We start from the raw sequence: 16,477 nt of genomic DNA, 5'->3' as shown, positions 1-16,477 counted from the left end.
CATGCCTCGAACACGCGACGGATTTACGGATATGGATTGGGACAAGCTGAAGGTGTTTCACGCGGCGGCGGAAGCGGGAAGCTTCACGCATGCGGGAGAGCAGCTCGGCCTGTCGCAATCGGCGGTCTCACGCCAGGTCTCGGCTCTGGAGCAGGAGCTCTCGGTCTCGCTGTTCCACCGCCACGCCCGCGGCCTGATCCTCACCGAGCAGGGCGACCTGCTGTTCCGCACCGCGCATGACGTGTTCATGCAGCTGCAGGCGGCGCGCGCGAAACTGACCGACAGCCGCGAGCGGCCGAGCGGCGATCTCAAGATCACCACCACGCCCGGCGTCGGCATCAACTGGCTGATCCCGCGGCTCGGTGAATTCACCGCGCTCTACCCGGAGATCCGGATCTCGCTGATCGTCACCGACGAGGAGCTGGATCTTTCGATGCGCGAGGCCGACGTTGCGATCCGCACCCGCAAGCCGACGCAGCCGGATCTCATCCAGCGCAAGCTTTTCGCGATGGGCTTCCACGCCTATTGCTCGCCGGACTACATCAAGCGCTTCGGCACGCCGCGCACGCTGGAGGAGCTCGACTCCCATCGCATCATCACGCTGTCGGACGGCAACTTCGCGCCGCACTTGCAGAACCGCAACTGGCTTGTCGAAGCCGGGCGCAACGGCTCGGGTCCGCGCGAGGCCTATTTCAGGGTCAACAACATCCTCGGCCTGGTGCGCGCCTGTCAGCAGGGCCTCGGCATCGCGGCGCTGCCGGATTATCTGATCGAAGAACAGAGCCGCCTCGTACAACTGTTCGGCGAATCGGATTCGATCCAGCTCGATACGTATTTCGTCTATCCGGAAGAGCTGAAGACGGTCGCGCGCGTGCAGGTGTTCCGCGACTTCGTGGTCAGCAAGGCGCAGCGTTGGCCTTCCTGATTTCCGCATGTCTGACATGCGGCTTGGACGGTTGCTGCATGGCGCGGGTCGAGCCCATAATGTTTCGACGCTGAGCCTTCGCGTTGCGCATTTGTCCCCCTCCTCCAGTGGCGCGGGAGTTCAGTAATCCCTCTTGGAAGGTGATTGTGTCGGCCTCACGTGGCCAATACCTAAGCCGGGCCTTCGGGTCCGGCTTTTTTTCTGCCCAATTCGGCTTTCGCCCTCCGCGTGTATTGACAGTTTTGGGTGTACCCCGCATCATTTCCAAATGATCACGAAGTCGTGCGCAATCGTCTCGAAAAAAGGCCCCCAGTCGGGGACCTCGGATTTTTGCGCGCGCTAGGCTGACTTCGTCGTCGCGAGCCAAATCCCGAAAACCCCGCCACCTGGACGGGATTTTTTCATGTGCCCTCCGTCTCAGGTTTTTCCCGAGAAGGAGATAACAACATGACCGACTTGCGAAGCCATATGCATGGGCTCTGGCTGCCGCTGGTGACGCCGTTTCGCGACGGCCGCCTCGACGAGATATCGCTGCGGCGGCTGACGCGGCACTACTGCACGCAGGCGATCGACGGCTTCATCCTGGGGGCGACCTCGGGCGAAGGCATGACGCTGCGCGAGGCCGAGCTCGAACACCTCACAGCCATCGTGCGCGACGAAATGGCCGCCGGCCGCCGCAGCGTGCCGATCGGCCTCGGGCTGTCAGGCGCGGACACCTCGCGGATGAAGGAGCGGCTGGATGAAACCGCGGACTGGGCGATCGACTTCTATCTGATCGCAAGTCCCTATTACGTGCGGCCGTCGCAGCGCGGCATCCTCGCGCATTTCGAGGCGCTGGCCGATCACGCCGCCTGGCCGCTCGCGCTCTACAACATTCCCTATCGCTGCGCCGTCGGCATCACCGACCAGACCCTGCTGCGGCTCGCCGAGCATCCGAACATCATCGGACTGAAGGATTGCGGTGCGAGCCGCGAGCAGTCGGTCGCACTGCTGCGCGACAGGCCGAGGGACTTTCGCGTGCTCACCGGCGAGGACGCGAACTATTTCGAGGCGCTCGGCGACGGCGCCGATGGCGGCATTTTGCTGTCAGCTCATCTCGAGACCGCAACCTTCGCCGCCGTCTATGCCGAGCTGAAGCGCGGCAGCCGGGATGCGGCAGAAGCGCGCTGGCGTGAGGTCGCGGAGCTGACGCGGCTGCTGTTCGCTGAACCGAGCCCGGCGCCGGCGAAGTACTGGCTGTGGCGATGCGGCCTGATCGACAGCCCCGAGGTGCGTCTGCCGATGGTGGAGGTGAGCAGCGAACTCGCCGCCGAACTCGATCGCGAGATCGAGCGGCGGATGAAAGTCGCGGCGTAGCTCCTTACCCTTTTGCGGCGACAGCCCTCTCCCCTTGAGAACGGGGAGAGGGAGTGGGAGAGCACCGCCCGTGGTTAACCGCGCACCAACTTCCTTCGCAGCTGCCGCATGGCGCATCCACGCCTCGTTTACGCAATGGCGCTTATCGTTTCCCTGCAAAGTCTTCAAACAGGGGGAATGACCATGGGGCAACGCGTTCGCCCGACCGCGGCGGAAATCTTCGCACCTGCCGATCTTTTGCAGGGAATCCTGATGGTTTCGTCGTTCGGTTTCTGGGCCGTGTTGCTCGGCCTGATGCCGGTGCTGCTGTTTCGTGTCTGGCTCGCCTAATGACGAGAGACCGCTTGCATGGTTAAGCCGGGATCACAAATGCGCTCAAAATGCGAGCGCTGCTGCGAGCCGGAATCTTAAAACATCCTGCGTATCGTCCGGCCCATAAGCGAAGAAATCGCGGGGGCGATCTTGAACAATCAGAATGATGCGGCGTCGCATTACGACGCCGGACAACAGGGCTTTTCCACCGAAGACATCATCTGGGCCGTCGGCATCTGGTCCGTCATCCTGACGCTCTCGCCGGTCATCATATTCTACATGCTGATGATCGCGTAACGTCATGATCAATCCCAGAAACGCAAAACGCGCGGAGCGCCGCGCGTTTGTCGTCCGGGGAAATGATTGATGAAATTATGCTGCTTGCTTGTGCATTGCGCCGGACGCCGACGCCGTGCCGCGAATGGCTTTGACTGAACGCTCGATTGCCGCCCACAGCCTTGCAATTTCCTGAGCTGCACGACTCTCGGCCTGATACTCACGCGCGCCTTCGCCGTGGCTGAGTGCCATCAACAAATCCGAACGATTGGTGATCTGACCGCCCCACACCGGCGCGCGGAACTTGGCCAGCGCCTCGCGGGCGATGGTGACGATCGGGCTTTCCGATTCGTCGCGACGCGCCGGAGCACCGTTGAGAACGACCGCGTACGGCTTGCGCGCCGCGCGGCACATCTGAATGGTTTCCTGCACCGCGTTGACGTCGAACACGCCGGGACGTGCCGGAATGACCACCATCGTCGCGTTCTTGATCGCGTCGTCGACCACGGCCGAGAGATTCGGCGGCGTGTCGATCAGCACCCACTCATAACCGTCGCGCCTGGCAGCGGAGACGATGCCGCTGACCGAGTTCACGGCCGCCTTGATCGGCGGCTCGTTGGTGCCACGCAGCTTGTGCCACAGCGTGAGCGAGCCTTGCGGATCCGCGTCCACAAGCATCACCTGCTTGCTCTGCTTGATCTGCGCAGCGAGATGTGCGGCCAGGGTACTCTTGCCCGAGCCGCCTTTACGCGATGCAAAAACAATAACGTTCATACCTCTGGCCTCCAGATTGACCCCAGGCCGCGAAAATGAATCACCGCGCTGATTCGTGAAAGAAAAATTTATCGGGAGTTGCGTCGCTGCCACGAAATAACAAGACGTGTTGGCTTTTGAGTCACACTGCTGCGCGTGACGGGCGCTATGAATCGCTGTTCACATCGGCAATCGCGTGTTTTCCAGGCGATCAGGCGGGAAAAATTGAGTTCAACCTCACCGCGCAAACCCTCACGCGGCTTTCTCCCTCGCACCTGATCGCGATCGCTGCAGGCTCGCGCCGCGAACAAAACGAGTCCGGAGGCTGTCGCGAGGCTGATGCGCCGTGGGTCATTTCGACGCGAGGGGCGTGACGGGGGTTTCAGGGGAACGCGGACGGCTAGTCGTCGTCGGTCTTTTTCTTCCTGGCCTTTGGCTTGCTCTTCTTCGCCACGACCGGCTTGATGTTGGCAGGCTGACCGGCGCGAACCTCCTCCGGCTCCGGCCCGCGGCGGAAGAATGCCGCGCATTGCGGCGACAGCTGCGCCTTCTTCCGGATCATGCAGGCGGTGATGGCGTCGACGTCCGGAACGAACTCGCCGCACAGGCTCATCGCATCCGGCGTGCAGGCCTGCTGCTGCTCGGGCGTGTAGGCGAAGCCCGTGCCCGGCAGGGCGAGAACACCGAGCGCGAGGGCGAATGCTGCAGCAGCCGAGGATGTCCTGAAGCGAGATGCGGGCATCGATCCCCCAAAATGTCGAGTCAGGGAGATACTGGGTGAACGGGCGTTCGTTGGCAACGAGGGGCGATGCGAAAGCCAGGCGCTGTGCGCTCTCGGCAACAGGGAGAACTGCCGGCCATCTTCTCCACTGTCATCGCCCGGCCTCATGCGCAATTGCGCATCAGGACCGGGCGATCCAGTATTCCGAGACGTTTGACGTTCCCTGAGGTGCCGCGGCGTACTGGATCCCCCGCCTTCGCGGGGGATGACAGTCGTGTGCCGGGGCAGCCCCAGCCCCAAAACCGCAAAACAACCCCATGCACAGTAGCGAGGGCCCTCGGCCGCCTCGCCGGTTTTTGCGTCTTGCGGATTTTACGAATTTCCTTTGACACGTCGGGCAAAACACCGGCATGATGGCAGGATCGAGAGCTGCGTGGGGTGGTCGGCCTAATCTCCCCGTGAGGGGGAGGACCGCATGGCCACCGTGTTGATCGTCGCGCCGGTGTTTGCGCTGATCGCGGCCGGCTATGCGTCGGTGCTGTTTCGCTTCGTCTCCGAGGGCGCGCACAAGGGCATCTCCGAATTCGCCTTCAGCATCGCGATCCCTGCGCTGCTGTTTCGCACCATCGTCGTCTCGGAATTCCCAGACGTCAGCCCGTGGCGGATGTGGGGCGCCTATTACGGCGCGCTCGCCCTCACCTGGATGGCGGCGCTCCTGATCTCGGTCCTGCTGCGCGAGGGCGCAAGGACCGCGAGGACGGCGTCGTGTTCGCGATCGGCTCGGTCTACGGCAACATCGTGATGCTCGGCATTCCGCTGGTGCTCTCGGCGCTCGGCAACGAGGCCGCGGGCCCGATGTCGCTGATCCTGTCGGTGAACACGCCGCTGCTCTGGCTCTGCGGCATCTTGCAGATGGAGCTTGTCAGCCGCAAGCGCGCCGGCTCGCCGCTCGCGGTGATCCGGCCCGTGCTGGCCGATCTCGCGCGCAATCCGCTGATGCTGGGGATCGGTTTCGGCGTCGTCTGGCGCTTCACCGGCCTCGGCCTCAACCCCGTGGTCGACAAGACGATCGAGCTGCTCGCCCAGGCGGGCTCGCCGGCCGCGCTGATCGCGCTCGGCATCAACCTGTTCCGCTTCGAGGTGAAGGGCGAGATGGGAAGCGTCGCCGCGATGAGCGCACTCAAGCTGCTGGCGATGCCGGCGATCGCATTCGCTCTCGCAAAACTGTTGAACCTGCCGCCGATCGTGACAGGCGTCGTCGTGCTGTTCGCGGCGATGCCGACCGGCGCGAACGCCTATATCTTTGCGGTCCAGTATCAGCGGCTGGTGAACCCGGTGTCGGGCGCTGTGGCGCTGGGGACGGTGCTGGCGGCGGTGACGTTGCCAGTGGTGGTAATGGTGGTGGCGGGGATGAGGTAGCGCGGGAGAGCCGCGCAGCGAATGTCCGTTTGTCCTGAGATTGTTTATGCCGCAGAACAATCGATCGCCATTTTGTTCTGGCGGACACAGCAGCGCGAGCACTTCAAAGCCAGTCTTTCTGCCCGACGCGTGTGCCGGGGCAACCCGGCGTCTTTGGGCTGGATGAGATCGAAGTCGTCGTGTCAGGCCGCTCCGTCGACGATTCATCCACGTCCTGCACGGGGTTCGCAAAACAATCGCCCGGCCTAAAGCTCGAAGTGGAGCTTGTCCAGGTCCTTAGCGATCACTGACAATGCAGCGCTGCCTCAGGTGCTCGCTGGATCGCGTCACTGTTGGCGCGCGCCTGTAGCCGAGCGGATTTCGGCTATCGGACTTGCGGCGACGATGCACAAAATTAGCGTTGGCCGGCGCTTGATCGCACACACTCTGCAGGATCGGGGGTTTTGTGCACCGTCACCGTAATCCCGTAATCCCCGCCGCGTAATCCGGCAGCTATGCGACGAAACGGACCACGCCGCCATCCACCCGCAAAGCCGCGCCGGTTGTCGCCGAAGCCTGCTCCGAGCATGCGTAGATGATCATGTTGGCCACCTCATCGGTGGTCGCGAAGCGTTGGATGAGGGTGGTCGGACGCATCGCCTTCAGGAAGCCCTGCTCGGCTTCCTCCTGCGTGATTCCGTGTGCTTCGGCCTGCTTCGCCATGAAGTCGCCCAGGATCTCAGAGCGAGTGGGTCCCGGCAGGACGGCGTTGACGGTGACGCCCGTACCCGCGACCGCCTCGGCAAGCCCGCGCGAGATCGCGAGTTGAGCGGTCTTGGTCATGCCGTAGTCGAGCATTTCCTTGGGGATGTTGACCGCGGACTCGCTACTTACAAACACGACACGGCCCCAGCCTTTCGCCACCATCCGCGGCAGGTAATGACGGGTCACGCGCACGCCACTCATTACGTTCAACTGGAAGAGACCGAGCCAGTCTTCGTCAGGGATCTTCGCGATGTCCGCGACGCCAGTGTAGCCCCGGATATGAGCCGTACCAACGTTGTTCACAAGGATATCGGCGTCCGGCGCCTGCGCGATTAGGGCCTCGGCACCCTCCGCTGTCGCAAGATCGGCGGCGATGCCCGAGATGTCGCTTCCGGGAATGGCCTGCCGCATCTGCCGCACCGCCTCCTCGACCCGGGTATTCCCACGGCCGTTGACGACGATCGATGCGCCGGCACGGACCAGCCCCTCCGCCGTCGTGCGGCCGATACCGGCGGTGGATCCGGTGACAATCGCCTTGCGGCCCCTGAGTTCAATTTTCATGTCATTCATCTCCAATGGCAGGTGGTGATCATCGGACGAGGGCGGGCCCAGCACTGTTCGGTCGAAAGCATCGCGGCGCAGGCAACGCGGCGAGACTTCGGGACCAGCACGTCAAGCCGCCTTGTTCGCGACTTCAGCCTCCGCCGCGCGGGCGAGGCTTTCGACCCATTCCTGGTGATAGCGGTAGAGTGCACCGGGATGCTTGCGCCCGAGTTCCTCAAGGAACCAAGGGCCCTGCTGCGTTTCTTCGGTCAGCACATGGCAGCCATCGACAGTAGGAGTGATGACCCAGCCGTGGTACGCGCTCGATCCAGTGGCGTCGCCCTCGACTGTTGTCGCCCATGCCAGTCTGCGGAAGGGTTCGCACTCCGTCACGACCAGACTCATCGGAAAGCCAACCGTCACCCGCCTGTATCTGGTTTCAAGCGCCAGCTCCGCCTCGCCGGTCAGTATCCTGACCTGATCTTCGGCGGGAAAATAGCTCGACCAATTCTCGGCGTCGACGAGCAGCTTCCAGACCACTTCAGGCGGCGCCTTCACGTCAATGTCGTTGAGTGCGTAGATAGCCGACGTTTTCGGATCATATCGCTCGGGCCAAATCACATGGTCGTACATCGCTCACTGCTCCTTCCTGAACAGATCCTTGAAGATGAGCCGGCCCCAGGTGCGGCCGCGCGCGCGTGCACCAGCGCGCCGCCCTCATGGAGCTTTCCCAACTCGACGGGTGCGAACCCGAGTCGTTTGGCCAGCGCCGCCACGGGAGCGGTCGCGTCCTCGTCGTCGCTTGATAGAAAGACGACCCGGTGACCGCCCTCGACGACCGGATCGGCAGCCAGGGTGGCCGCACCCAGGTGATTGAAACCTTTCACGAGCCTGGCGCCGGTGAACGCTTTCGCGACGAACGCGGAGGACGGGAGACCGTGCAGTTCTTCAGGGACTGGAAACGCGTTGGTCGCGTCGATGATCGTCTTGCCTTTCCAGCTCGGCAGGGCCTTCGCAACCTCGCGATGCTCTCCGAACGGGACCGCCAGGATGATCGTGTCGGCCTCGAGTGCATCCCGCAGCGACCTGGCGACGACACTGGGTCCAATCGCCCGAGCCTGCGGCGCCAATGCCTCGGGCGGCCGGCGGCTCGCGACGGTCACGTCGATGTTTTTACGGGCGAAGGCGTGGGCGAGGGCCTGGCCTATCTTGCCGAATCCTACAATCGCATAGCTCATTCTAACTTCTCCGATCCGTGTTGTTGAGATTGATTGCCCGGCGCTTCAGATGGCCGAGAAGCCGCCGTCGACAGACAACTCCACCCCGTTCACGAAGCTCGAATCGTCTGAAGCGAGGAACAGCGCGGCCGCCGCAATTTCCTCGGGACGGCCCATCTTTCCCCGCGGGATCAGGGATTCGAACATCCGCTTCGCCTCGTCGGTGAGAACCTGGTCCTGCATCGGTGTGGCGATCGGCCCCGGGTGCAGCACGTTCACCCGGATATTCCTGCCCTTCAGTTCGTTGAGCCAACCGCGTGCGAATGCGTGCAAGGTCGCCTTGCTCGCCGCATACACGCTGTAGCCAGGAAAACCTTTGATCGAAGCAACCGACCCGGTCATGAAGATCGATCCGCCGTCGCGAAACAGCGGCAACGCCTTCTGGACCGTAAACAGCGTGCCGCGCGCATTCAGGTTGAAGGTCGCATCGAAATGCTGCTCGGTGATCTCGCCCAGCGGGACGGCTTCGCCCGTGCCGGCGCTGGCGTACAGGACGTCGATCCTGCCCTTTTCCCGCTTGACCGTGTCGAACAGGCGGTCGAGGTCGCCGAGATTGGCCGCGTCGCCGCGCACGCCGGTCACGTTCCGGCCGATCAGCTTGACGGCCTCGTCGAGCGCCTCCTGCCTCCTGCCCGTGATGAAAACATAGGCGCCTTCGTCAACGAAGCGCCTAGCGCTCGCCAGCGCCATGCCGCTCGATCCACCCGTGACGACTGCAACCTTACCCTCAAGCTTTCCCATAACTTCTCCTGTTGTGATGTCGGGACAGCATCTGCCCCCGAGAGCCTCGAGATGGGTCTGGCGGCGTCAGGCGTTGAGTGCGGAAGCGCGCACATCGGTGGTGCGAAATCGATCCGGCTGAAGCGATTGACCGCGGCCGCGACGATCAGTGTCCGGCGCCCGGAATTGGGCCGTTCTTGTCGGCCCAGGGCTGTGATGGCCCGTTCTGCTGTTAAATGTGCTAGATACGGACTTTGGAAGGCGCACCCAGCGGTGCGGGATTGCACCATGATCGAGTGGGATGACGTTCGCTACTTCCTTGCCGTCGCGCGCGGAGGCTCGGTGCGGGCGGCCGCCGAGCACCTCGGCGTGAACCACGCGACCGTGCTGCGGCGCATCGCCCAGCTCGAGGAACGGCTCGGGGTCCAGATGTTCGAAAAGCTGCCATCGGGCTACCGCCTGACGGCTGCGGGCGAGGAGGTCCTCGAGTTCGCGGACCAGATGGAAGCCTCGTCGCACCAGCTGGAGACGCGCGTCTTCGGGCGCGACCAGAGCGTGCGCGGGCTGCTGCGGGTGACGCTGGCGCCGCCGCTGGCCACACACCTGCTGATGCCGGACTTCGCCGATTTCGCGCGTCTGCATCCTGATATCGAGATGGAGATCCTGTCGTCCGGCGAGCTGGCAAATCTGACCAACCGGGAGGCCGACGTCGCGATCCGCGTCGTCTACGACCGCAAAACCCTGCCGCTCAATCTTCACGGCCTGAAGGGACCGGAGCTGTTCGGCGGGCTCTACATCTCCCGCGATCGACTGGCCGGGTGGCGGGCGGGCGCGCCTGATCCCATCCGGTGGATCGTCATCAGCATTCATGGAATCCCGGACTGGGCCACCGAGGGTGAGGTTCGCGCCACCGGCGTTCCTTCAGGATCACGGACGCCGAGGCGCAGATCGCCGCCGTCCGGCAAGGGCTCGGATGACGACACTGCCGTGCTTCATCGGCGACGCCGACCCCCTGCTGGCGAGGGTGCCGGGTACCGAGTTGCACATGTACGGAACGGTTTGGCTGCTGACCCAAGGTGAGACACGCAAGACCAAGCGCGTGCGGCTCTTCACGGAGTTCGTATCCCGCAGGCTCGCCGCGTATGGTCCGCTTCTCGCGGGGCTGTCGATCTCGCGCGAGTGAGGCCGGGCAGGCCAGCCATTTGGGGAAAGCAACGACGCAGCCGTGGTCGTCTCGTGCCTCACGCGGAGACGGCCCCTATGCCTGCGATCGGAGCCCCCAGAACGCGATCAGCAGAAGCGCCGCCGCCCCGATCCCGAGCAATACGAGAATTGCTTCCAGCATGACGAATCAAGCCCGACCGTTTGCACATGAACATACACACGGCTGGGTTCCTGTCATCACGGCAGCGCTTAAAAGGTGAAAGGGGCCGCCCCGGCGCAATCGTCTCTCGCAGACGCAAAAACCCCCAGCGCGCAAACGCCGGGGGTGTTGTCAAAGCAATCAATTGGTCCAGGCAATGGCTTGCCTATAACAGACAACGGCGATTGCGCTTGTGAAGGAGTTCACAGATAGCAACAGAAAAGCCCTCTAGTTTGAAGGGAAGCGCCGCGGGCACCGAGCCATTGGGTGCTTCTTGTTTCTGTCATCTAAGTCCGTCAGAATAGGAGAGCCGGGATTTAAAGCCCCGGCCAGGGGAATAACGGCGTCGCGGCGCGAAGATATTCCGCTCCGGAGACGTCCTGGAATGTTGCCTCGGGACCGCCTCACCCCGTGAAGCAAAAAAGGACTCAATGAGTACCCGTCAAAGGAAGTCGATGATGATTGACGACCAGTTAGCGCGTGTACATCGCAACAATATTCAACGCTATCGCCACTTATTGCAAACCCGCCTGACAGAGTTTGAGCGCCAGTTTGTCGAAAGACGCTTGAACGAAGAGCAATCGAAGCTGGAGATATTGGTCAGCTCGTTCTCAAACGAGGCGCATCGCGATCGATCAGGAGGCCCGGACAGTCGCTTGGCCTAGAGTTGCCTGGCTTAGCGCTCGTCCTCATCAACGGCGGCGCGACGTGCTTCCCATGCTCAGGGACTTCGGCACCGATCGCGTTCGCCCCGGCTTCGACGTCAATGGCTGGCTGCTCCCTGGTACGGTGGTGATGGTGGTGATCGCCAGGAAAGCACCGTTATGATTTTGCCTTTGCACGCAAAGGTAGCTAGCCTGCGATGACATCCAAAGCAGGAGGCGGATATGGGACATCGCGAGGAAATGCTCGACGTCATCAAGCGCGCTTACGCCGCGCGCGGCGCTGGCGATGTGGAGGGCCTGGTGGCAGCTTTTCATCCCGCGGGCCTGTTCAACCTGGTGGGCGACAACAGCGCTCTGCACCTGACCGGAAGTGTGCAGGGGCACCCGCCACTGCTTAGCGCCTTCGGTCAATTCATTGACCATTTCGACTTCGAAAAGCGCGAGATCCTGACCGAGTTGGTTGAAGGGAATTGTGCTGCAATACGGTCCCGCCTTGTCATCCGATACCGTCCAAGCGGGAAAGTTTTCAATACCGAAGTCCTGGACCTCTTCAAGTTTCAGGATGGCAAGATCATTGAACTGATTGAGTTCGCGGACACTGCGCAAATCAAGACCATCATCTCCTGACGCGCGATGAGGCGGGATTGGAGCGAGTGTTTAGGTGAGAGTGCACAAAACTGGCATTGATCAGCGTTGCGGATAACGTGCGCTCCGGGAGTTTAGTGCACTGGACCGTAATCGCTGATCGGGCTCGGCATCAATTTGTTCCGCTTCGAGGTGAAGGGCGAGATGCCGAGCGCCGTCGCGACGAGCGCGCTCAAGCTGCTCGACGCCGCGATTGCGTTCATGCTGCCAAAACTGTTGAACCTGCCGCCGACCGTGACAGGCGTCGTCGTGCTCCTCGCGGCGATGCCGACCGGCGCGAACGCGTATATCTTTGCGGTTTAGTAGCGTGTTGAACCCCGTCTCGGGCACGGTGGCGCTGGAAGCAGCGACGTTGCCGGTGGTGGTGGCAAACGTGGCGGGAGCGAAATAGCGCCAGTGGAACCGTTGCCGTGCGTCAAGTCGAATCGGTTCCGTGGCCCCACATGATGTATTAATTGAAGAAGTCAAACGCAAAATGATGTACTCCCCAAATGTGTTCCCCTTGCGGAACTGCTGGCGCCCACCACATCAGACGTGCCCACGGAATTGGCCGATGGGCGCGGTCGTTGAACCCGTCAACTTGTTGCACTAGCCAAAGCGCGGCGCTGATGATCAGCACCGGCCAGGTGTCCTGCAGCGACGAGACTGCGAGCATAGCTCGTACCTCCACGACTACATTGTACTGCCTTGTGTTTTCTAGACCCGCGTCGGGAGTAGCCGCGCACTGCAGCGGAAATGATCGACGGATTAAGGCGTGCGTTTGGGGGACGTTCGGCTTCGGCCGAGGCTCAGGGTCAGAGCTAGTCCTCCAAACTCTGCACAGGAGCCAACGTGGTCGTCGATTGGTTCAGGCCTCGCGGATACCGGCACTTCGATGCCCAGGTGGGGGCCTCGTTCGCCGAACGAATTTCGCAACCGGAAGCCGTCGAAAGACATTCGTGGTTGCCATTAATCCACTATGAAAAGCGAACCAAGAGGTACAAGCCGAAGGACGGCAAGACCGCCTTTAAGCTCCGGCCGATCATGTATGCATCACATCGAGATGCTTGCATCCTATCAAAGTATGCTTGGGATCTATCGCGCCGACTTGATGAACATTATGAGAAGTCGAAGCTCGGACGGCACGTCATCGCTTATCGCAAACTGGGGAAATCAAACTATCATTTTTCCGCGGACGCGCTGCAGTTCGCTCGATCAAGTTCGAAATGCGTCGTTCTATGTTATGACGTCGGTGGATTTTTCGATCATCTCGACCATCGGATTTTAAAGGACCGTCTGAAACGCATCCTACAGGTATCCGAACTTTCACCGGATTGGTTTCGTGTACTGCGGCGTGTGACACGCTATCGCTGGATCGAAAGGCAGACGATTGCGGACCACCCGCAGTTCGGGCCTAAAATGTCTCTGAAGTCGCGGGAACCCATCGCCACGATAGCCGAAATCCTCGCAGAAGGCCTTCCGATAAAATCCAATCCCAATAAGTTCGGCATTCCGCAGGGAACACCAATTAGCAGCGTGTTCTCTAACCTTTATATGCTGGATATCGACGAGAAGATGGTTGACCTCTGCCAGAAGCGCGGAGCTATGTATCAAAGATACTCTGACGACATTCTTATTGTTTGTAATGCCGAAGATGAAACAGAAATCGCATCAACGTTCGATCTTCAACTTAGTGAGCATCAACTTGCGCTCAATAAGGACAAGTCCGAGCGAGTGGTCTTCGACAAAGCCAATTTGGAGACGTTTCAATATCTCGGCTTCAACATTTCTCCCGAGGGAGCAGTAGTCAGACCTGGCTCGCTGGCTCGACAATGGAGAAAAGCCCGACGCAGCATCTCACGAACTAAGAGAATTGGAGCTGCTGCCATAGCAGCCGGGCAAGCATCCAAGATCTTCACAAAAAAACTCCGAAAGCGCTTTTATCCTGTCGGCCTACGGAATTTTTCGTCCTACGCGCGCAGGTCGGCCAAGGCGTTTGATAGCAAGAAAATAGTCCGGCAAGTCCTCCGTCTTGAACGCATGATCGACAGGGAACTGCGCGATTTCGATACGACCTGAAAATCCAAACATCTCAGATAGCGAAAGCACCAGCATCGGACAACGTTGCGGGAAACAGGAGTTACGGTGCCAGCACTGTCACCGTAATTCCAATTCATTGACCATTTCGACTTCGAAAAGCGCGAGATCCTGACGAGTTGGTTGAAGGGAATTGTGCTGCAATACGGTCCCGCCTTGTCATCCGATACCGTCCAAGCGGGAAAGTTTTCAATACCGAAGTCCTGGACCTCTTCAAGTTTCAGGATGGCAAGATCATTGAGCTGATTGAGTTCGCGGACACTGCGCAAATCAAGACCATCATCTCCTGACGCGCGATGAGGCGGGATTGGAGCGCAAGACCTTTAGTTGCTCGGCCTGGTTCTCCAACCGTATTCCTGATGCGCAATGGTGGCGGTGATATCGCCTTCTCTGCCCTCCGATTGGCGCCAGGCAGCAACGCCGAAACACACCGTCAGCGTCAAGGCGAGGGCAAGCAGAAGAATGAAGGCGAAATGGCTCACGCGTGCATCCGTGCAAATTGAAACACGAGAGCGATCACGGAGAGCAGATTCGGAAAATGCAGGCGCGCTGACCTAATGGCCGTTTTCCCCAGCCTTACACGGGGCCGACAGCGCTCGCGAGCCCGATCGCGATGGGGATCAGGGCGATGCAGGCCAAAAAGGCCGGTGTGCTGGAGTGGAGCCCGACAATAAGGATCCACAGGCCGAAGCCCACGATGAAAGCTGAGATCGCGTAGGCGAGTACTTTGTCCATCGGTCGCCCCACAGGCACAGGGTCGACGTCGCATCTAGGACTCACCAGGAGGCCGAAACGTTCCTACGCGCGCGAACGCGCCCCGAAAGGATTTCGACGGGCAATCAGGTCACGGGTGACAGTTTGAAATCCCACATGTCGATCCAGTAGAGGTCCTGAAGTTCGCAATTGAATCGATGGGAAAAACTCAGGCTGGCCTGAGCGAACTGATCGGACGGAATCGCGCGTCTGAAATACTGAACCGCGTCCGTCCGTTGACACTGGATATGATCCGCACAATCAGCGCTGAATGGAACATACCCATTGAACTCCTGACTCCGCAGTATGAATTGGTCAGGACTTACGCGGAGTCTTTTGCTCGCCTGGCCAGCAAAATTTAGTCTGGCCGTGCAGGCGAATAGCAGCACGAGCTTTGCTGGGCGGTTTCCGGCGGAGATCCATCGCTGGTACAGTTGGGTGGGCTCGAACCACCGACCTCCTGTTCCACAGACAGGCGCTCTAACCAACTGAGCTACAACTGCATCCTTGCGAGCCGCACCTCCGGGCGCCCTGAGAGGGCCTGTCACCGAGGGGGCTGGACGGGGCGGAAACTAGGTGCAACGGCCGTTTTTGGCAAGGCCGCAAAACCCGATAATCGCGCCTCGGACAACGTTATTTCCAAAGCAAAACCCGGGCTGTCGGCCCGGGTTTCCTAGTCAATTCAGGCTCGATCCGCTCAGGCGGCGGGCTGCTGGTAGAGCTTGGAGGCAGAGGCCTTGATCGGCTCGGCGGTCTGGGCGGCGACGCGCTGGGTCAGCTCGACGAGCTCCTTGGCCTGGGCCTGGAAGGTCTCGAGCTGCTTCTTGGCGTGGCCGGTCCAGAGCTGGAAGGCGTCGGTCGGCGACCTCACGCCGAGCAGCTCCTGGGTGAAGTCCAGGTGCGCGGTGGCGTTGGCCTTGGCGAATTCCATCACCTTGGCGGTGTACTCGTTCGCGCCCTTGGAGGCGGAGGCGAACACGGCCTCGATGGTGCCGTTGTGGGTCTCGGCGGCGTCCTTGAACTTGGCGTAGTTCTCGCGGGCCTGCGAAACGCCCTTTTCGGCGAATGCGCGCACCTGCTCGGGGACCTCGAACGGAATGATCGAGGCAGAAAACGGATCAGTCGCACCTGTCATGGTTGTCCCTCACGATAATGAAAAAATGGAGTGAGCCTTCTGGCGCGCCCGCCGACCCAATCGGGGCCATTTCTTCTTACGAATTGGCGGGTACGAAAGACTGGAAACGCAGAACAATCGAGATAACTCGTCCAGCGCCCAGCACTATCCCTGCCTATCATGTCAACATTGTGCGACGCAACGCGATCCGGGGGTGCGTTGCGCAAATTTAATCTAGGATAAGGTGAGGTTCCCGGGGTGGGGAACCGGGGGTTGAGGTATTTCCATCCCATCATTCCCGGGCACGCGTCGCGCGAGGTATGATGCGCGTTGCGCATCCGAGAATCCATTCCTCCGCCTGCCACTGCCGCCCGAATGGATTCCAGGCTCGCGACTTCGTCGCGCCCCGGAATGACGGGGCGGGCTACTGCTTCGGCTTGGTCGAATCCATCGCCGCGCGGCCGACGATCTGGCCTATTTCGCTGGCCTGCTCGGCCAGGGCCTTCATCTGGGCCCGGACATATTCGCTGTGCAGCCGCATCACCTCGGTGACGTCCTTGGCGTGGAGCAGCGACTGGGCGTAGTCGAGCGAGGCCTGCACGTTGGTCTCGGCGAAGGCGATCGCCCTGGCGCCCATGTCCTTGGCGCCGGCGCGCATGCTGGCGCCGCGCTCCTCGATCGAGCCGGCGGCGGCCTCGGCATTGGCGAGCAACTTTCCGAAGGCGTCGCGGGCCTGCTTGAGACTCGATTCCGCCATGTTGCGCATCTCGGGCGGAAGCTCGAAAGACTGATGGGGCTGATCGGTCATGGCTGCG

At 61.2% G+C, this 16,477-nt stretch carries 19 protein-coding genes, 1 tRNA gene and 2 pseudogenes; 11 read left to right on the top strand and 11 right to left on the bottom strand.

Annotation, left to right across the window (positions count from 1 at the left end; genetic code table 11):
* Window position 1: 1 nt before the first annotated feature.
* The 4 genes from ACTGJ9_RS10980 to ACTGJ9_RS10965 all read left to right on the top strand — a co-directional run bounded on the left by ACTGJ9_RS10980 (window position 2) and on the right by ACTGJ9_RS10965 (window position 2,890).
* Window positions 2-925 (top strand): LysR family transcriptional regulator, encoded by a 924-nt coding sequence (locus tag ACTGJ9_RS10980; protein WP_027534296.1) that lies wholly within the window; start codon window positions 2-4, stop codon window positions 923-925.
* A 447-nt stretch (window positions 926-1,372) separates the two neighbouring features.
* Complete coding sequence (locus tag ACTGJ9_RS10975; protein ID WP_456677075.1) at window positions 1,373-2,281, top strand: 4-hydroxy-tetrahydrodipicolinate synthase family protein; 909 nt, start codon at window positions 1,373-1,375, stop codon at window positions 2,279-2,281.
* A 108-nt stretch (window positions 2,282-2,389) separates the two neighbouring features.
* Window positions 2,390-2,611 (top strand): hypothetical protein, encoded by a 222-nt coding sequence (locus ACTGJ9_RS10970; RefSeq protein WP_456677074.1) that lies wholly within the window; start codon window positions 2,390-2,392, stop codon window positions 2,609-2,611.
* Window positions 2,612-2,743: 132 nt separating this feature from the next.
* Window positions 2,744-2,890, top strand: coding sequence for a hypothetical protein (locus ACTGJ9_RS10965; RefSeq protein ID WP_456677073.1), 147 nt, complete (start codon window positions 2,744-2,746; stop codon window positions 2,888-2,890).
* 75 nt (window positions 2,891-2,965) lie between these two features.
* On the opposite strand, the gene ACTGJ9_RS10960 is transcribed toward ACTGJ9_RS10965, so the two are convergent.
* Together ACTGJ9_RS10960 and ACTGJ9_RS10955 are read right to left on the bottom strand one after the other, a co-directional pair.
* Entirely contained in the window at window positions 2,966-3,643 is a 678-nt protein-coding gene (locus ACTGJ9_RS10960; RefSeq protein WP_456678497.1) for an AAA family ATPase, read from the bottom strand.
* A 379-nt stretch (window positions 3,644-4,022) separates the two neighbouring features.
* Window positions 4,023-4,364, bottom strand: a complete 342-nt coding sequence (locus tag ACTGJ9_RS10955; protein ID WP_456677072.1) for a hypothetical protein — start codon at window positions 4,362-4,364, stop codon at window positions 4,023-4,025.
* Window positions 4,365-4,818: 454 nt separating this feature from the next.
* On the opposite strand from ACTGJ9_RS10955, the gene ACTGJ9_RS10950 reads away from it, so the two are divergent.
* Window positions 4,819-5,145, top strand: a complete 327-nt coding sequence (locus tag ACTGJ9_RS10950; protein ID WP_456677071.1) for an AEC family transporter — start codon at window positions 4,819-4,821, stop codon at window positions 5,143-5,145.
* Window positions 5,109-5,762, top strand: a complete 654-nt coding sequence (locus ACTGJ9_RS10945; RefSeq protein ID WP_456677070.1) for an AEC family transporter — start codon at window positions 5,109-5,111, stop codon at window positions 5,760-5,762. Before ACTGJ9_RS10950 ends, ACTGJ9_RS10945 begins: the two co-directional genes overlap by 37 nt.
* Before the next feature lie 492 nt (window positions 5,763-6,254).
* Here the strand turns inward: ACTGJ9_RS10945 and ACTGJ9_RS10940 are convergent, their stop codons facing one another.
* From ACTGJ9_RS10940 to ACTGJ9_RS10925, 4 genes and pseudogenes are all read right to left on the bottom strand, one after another.
* Window positions 6,255-7,067: an SDR family NAD(P)-dependent oxidoreductase gene (locus tag ACTGJ9_RS10940; RefSeq protein WP_456677069.1), complete on the bottom strand. Its 813-nt coding sequence runs from the start codon at window positions 7,065-7,067 to the stop codon at window positions 6,255-6,257.
* A 111-nt stretch (window positions 7,068-7,178) separates the two neighbouring features.
* Window positions 7,179-7,682, bottom strand: coding sequence for an SRPBCC domain-containing protein (locus ACTGJ9_RS10935; RefSeq protein WP_456677068.1), 504 nt, complete (start codon window positions 7,680-7,682; stop codon window positions 7,179-7,181).
* A 3-nt stretch (window positions 7,683-7,685) separates the two neighbouring features.
* A pseudogene (locus ACTGJ9_RS10930) lies at window positions 7,686-8,287 on the bottom strand (NADPH-dependent F420 reductase).
* Between the two features lie 45 nt (window positions 8,288-8,332).
* Window positions 8,333-9,067 (bottom strand): SDR family NAD(P)-dependent oxidoreductase, encoded by a 735-nt coding sequence (locus tag ACTGJ9_RS10925; RefSeq protein ID WP_456677067.1) that lies wholly within the window; start codon window positions 9,065-9,067, stop codon window positions 8,333-8,335.
* Window positions 9,068-9,334: 267 nt separating this feature from the next.
* Between ACTGJ9_RS10925 and ACTGJ9_RS10920 the strand changes: the two are divergent.
* The 5 genes and pseudogenes from ACTGJ9_RS10920 to ACTGJ9_RS10900 all read left to right on the top strand — a co-directional run bounded on the left by ACTGJ9_RS10920 (window position 9,335) and on the right by ACTGJ9_RS10900 (window position 13,777).
* Window positions 9,335-10,229: pseudogene (locus ACTGJ9_RS10920) on the top strand (LysR family transcriptional regulator).
* A 635-nt stretch (window positions 10,230-10,864) separates the two neighbouring features.
* Window positions 10,865-11,074 carry a hypothetical protein gene (locus ACTGJ9_RS10915; RefSeq protein WP_456677066.1) on the top strand — a complete coding sequence of 70 codons (210 nt, stop codon included), beginning with the start codon at window positions 10,865-10,867 and terminating at the stop codon, window positions 11,072-11,074.
* A gap of 222 nt (window positions 11,075-11,296) precedes the next feature.
* Window positions 11,297-11,701, top strand: coding sequence for a nuclear transport factor 2 family protein (locus ACTGJ9_RS10910; RefSeq protein ID WP_456677065.1), 405 nt, complete (start codon window positions 11,297-11,299; stop codon window positions 11,699-11,701).
* Between the two features lie 162 nt (window positions 11,702-11,863).
* Window positions 11,864-12,022, top strand: a complete 159-nt coding sequence (locus ACTGJ9_RS10905) for a hypothetical protein (protein WP_456677064.1) — start codon at window positions 11,864-11,866, stop codon at window positions 12,020-12,022.
* A gap of 528 nt (window positions 12,023-12,550) precedes the next feature.
* Complete coding sequence (locus ACTGJ9_RS10900; RefSeq protein ID WP_456677063.1) at window positions 12,551-13,777, top strand: reverse transcriptase domain-containing protein; 1,227 nt, start codon at window positions 12,551-12,553, stop codon at window positions 13,775-13,777.
* 341 nt (window positions 13,778-14,118) lie between these two features.
* On the opposite strand, the gene ACTGJ9_RS10895 is transcribed toward ACTGJ9_RS10900, so the two are convergent.
* The 5 genes from ACTGJ9_RS10895 to ACTGJ9_RS10875 all read right to left on the bottom strand — a co-directional run bounded on the left by ACTGJ9_RS10895 (window position 14,119) and on the right by ACTGJ9_RS10875 (window position 16,470).
* Window positions 14,119-14,277: a hypothetical protein gene (locus tag ACTGJ9_RS10895; RefSeq protein ID WP_456677062.1), complete on the bottom strand. Its 159-nt coding sequence runs from the start codon at window positions 14,275-14,277 to the stop codon at window positions 14,119-14,121.
* Window positions 14,278-14,371: 94 nt separating this feature from the next.
* On the bottom strand, window positions 14,372-14,530 hold the full coding sequence (locus tag ACTGJ9_RS10890; protein WP_456677061.1) for a hypothetical protein: 159 nt from the start codon (window positions 14,528-14,530) through the stop codon (window positions 14,372-14,374).
* A gap of 444 nt (window positions 14,531-14,974) precedes the next feature.
* Window positions 14,975-15,051 (bottom strand) — tRNA-His (locus ACTGJ9_RS10885).
* Window positions 15,052-15,245: 194 nt separating this feature from the next.
* Window positions 15,246-15,683, bottom strand: coding sequence for a phasin (locus ACTGJ9_RS10880; RefSeq protein WP_456677060.1), 438 nt, complete (start codon window positions 15,681-15,683; stop codon window positions 15,246-15,248).
* 403 nt (window positions 15,684-16,086) lie between these two features.
* The gene (locus ACTGJ9_RS10875; RefSeq protein WP_456677059.1) at window positions 16,087-16,470 is read right to left on the bottom strand and encodes a phasin family protein; all 384 of its coding nucleotides are present in this window, start codon (window positions 16,468-16,470) and stop codon (window positions 16,087-16,089) included.
* Window positions 16,471-16,477: the final 7 nt, after the last annotated feature.

The organism is Bradyrhizobium sp. RDM12, from assembly GCF_051917485.1.
GTDB lineage: Bacteria > Pseudomonadota > Alphaproteobacteria > Rhizobiales > Xanthobacteraceae > Bradyrhizobium.
This window is presented reverse-complemented; position numbering and strand designations above follow the sequence as displayed.

What these genes read in the sequence shown, in the direction of transcription:
- ACTGJ9_RS10980 (WP_027534296.1), top strand. Translation starts at nt 2, where the DNA reads ATGCCTCGAACACGCGACGGATTTACGGATATGGATTGGGACAAGCTG.
- ACTGJ9_RS10975 (WP_456677075.1), top strand. Translation starts at nt 1,373, where the DNA reads ATGACCGACTTGCGAAGCCATATGCATGGGCTCTGGCTGCCGCTGGTG.
- ACTGJ9_RS10970 (WP_456677074.1), top strand. Translation starts at nt 2,390, where the DNA reads ATGGCGCATCCACGCCTCGTTTACGCAATGGCGCTTATCGTTTCCCTG.
- ACTGJ9_RS10960 (WP_456678497.1), bottom strand. Translation starts at nt 3,643, where the DNA reads ATGAACGTTATTGTTTTTGCATCGCGTAAAGGCGGCTCGGGCAAGAGT.
- ACTGJ9_RS10955 (WP_456677072.1), bottom strand. Translation starts at nt 4,364, where the DNA reads ATGCCCGCATCTCGCTTCAGGACATCCTCGGCTGCTGCAGCATTCGCC.
- ACTGJ9_RS10950 (WP_456677071.1), top strand. Translation starts at nt 4,819, where the DNA reads ATGGCCACCGTGTTGATCGTCGCGCCGGTGTTTGCGCTGATCGCGGCC.
- ACTGJ9_RS10940 (WP_456677069.1), bottom strand. Translation starts at nt 7,067, where the DNA reads ATGAAAATTGAACTCAGGGGCCGCAAGGCGATTGTCACCGGATCCACC.
- ACTGJ9_RS10935 (WP_456677068.1), bottom strand. Translation starts at nt 7,682, where the DNA reads ATGTACGACCATGTGATTTGGCCCGAGCGATATGATCCGAAAACGTCG.
- ACTGJ9_RS10925 (WP_456677067.1), bottom strand. Translation starts at nt 9,067, where the DNA reads ATGGGAAAGCTTGAGGGTAAGGTTGCAGTCGTCACGGGTGGATCGAGC.
- ACTGJ9_RS10915 (WP_456677066.1), top strand. Translation starts at nt 10,865, where the DNA reads ATGATGATTGACGACCAGTTAGCGCGTGTACATCGCAACAATATTCAA.
- ACTGJ9_RS10910 (WP_456677065.1), top strand. Translation starts at nt 11,297, where the DNA reads ATGGGACATCGCGAGGAAATGCTCGACGTCATCAAGCGCGCTTACGCC.
- ACTGJ9_RS10905 (WP_456677064.1), top strand. Translation starts at nt 11,864, where the DNA reads ATGCCGAGCGCCGTCGCGACGAGCGCGCTCAAGCTGCTCGACGCCGCG.
- ACTGJ9_RS10890 (WP_456677061.1), bottom strand. Translation starts at nt 14,530, where the DNA reads ATGGACAAAGTACTCGCCTACGCGATCTCAGCTTTCATCGTGGGCTTC.
- ACTGJ9_RS10880 (WP_456677060.1), bottom strand. Translation starts at nt 15,683, where the DNA reads ATGACAGGTGCGACTGATCCGTTTTCTGCCTCGATCATTCCGTTCGAG.
- ACTGJ9_RS10875 (WP_456677059.1), bottom strand. Translation starts at nt 16,470, where the DNA reads ATGACCGATCAGCCCCATCAGTCTTTCGAGCTTCCGCCCGAGATGCGC.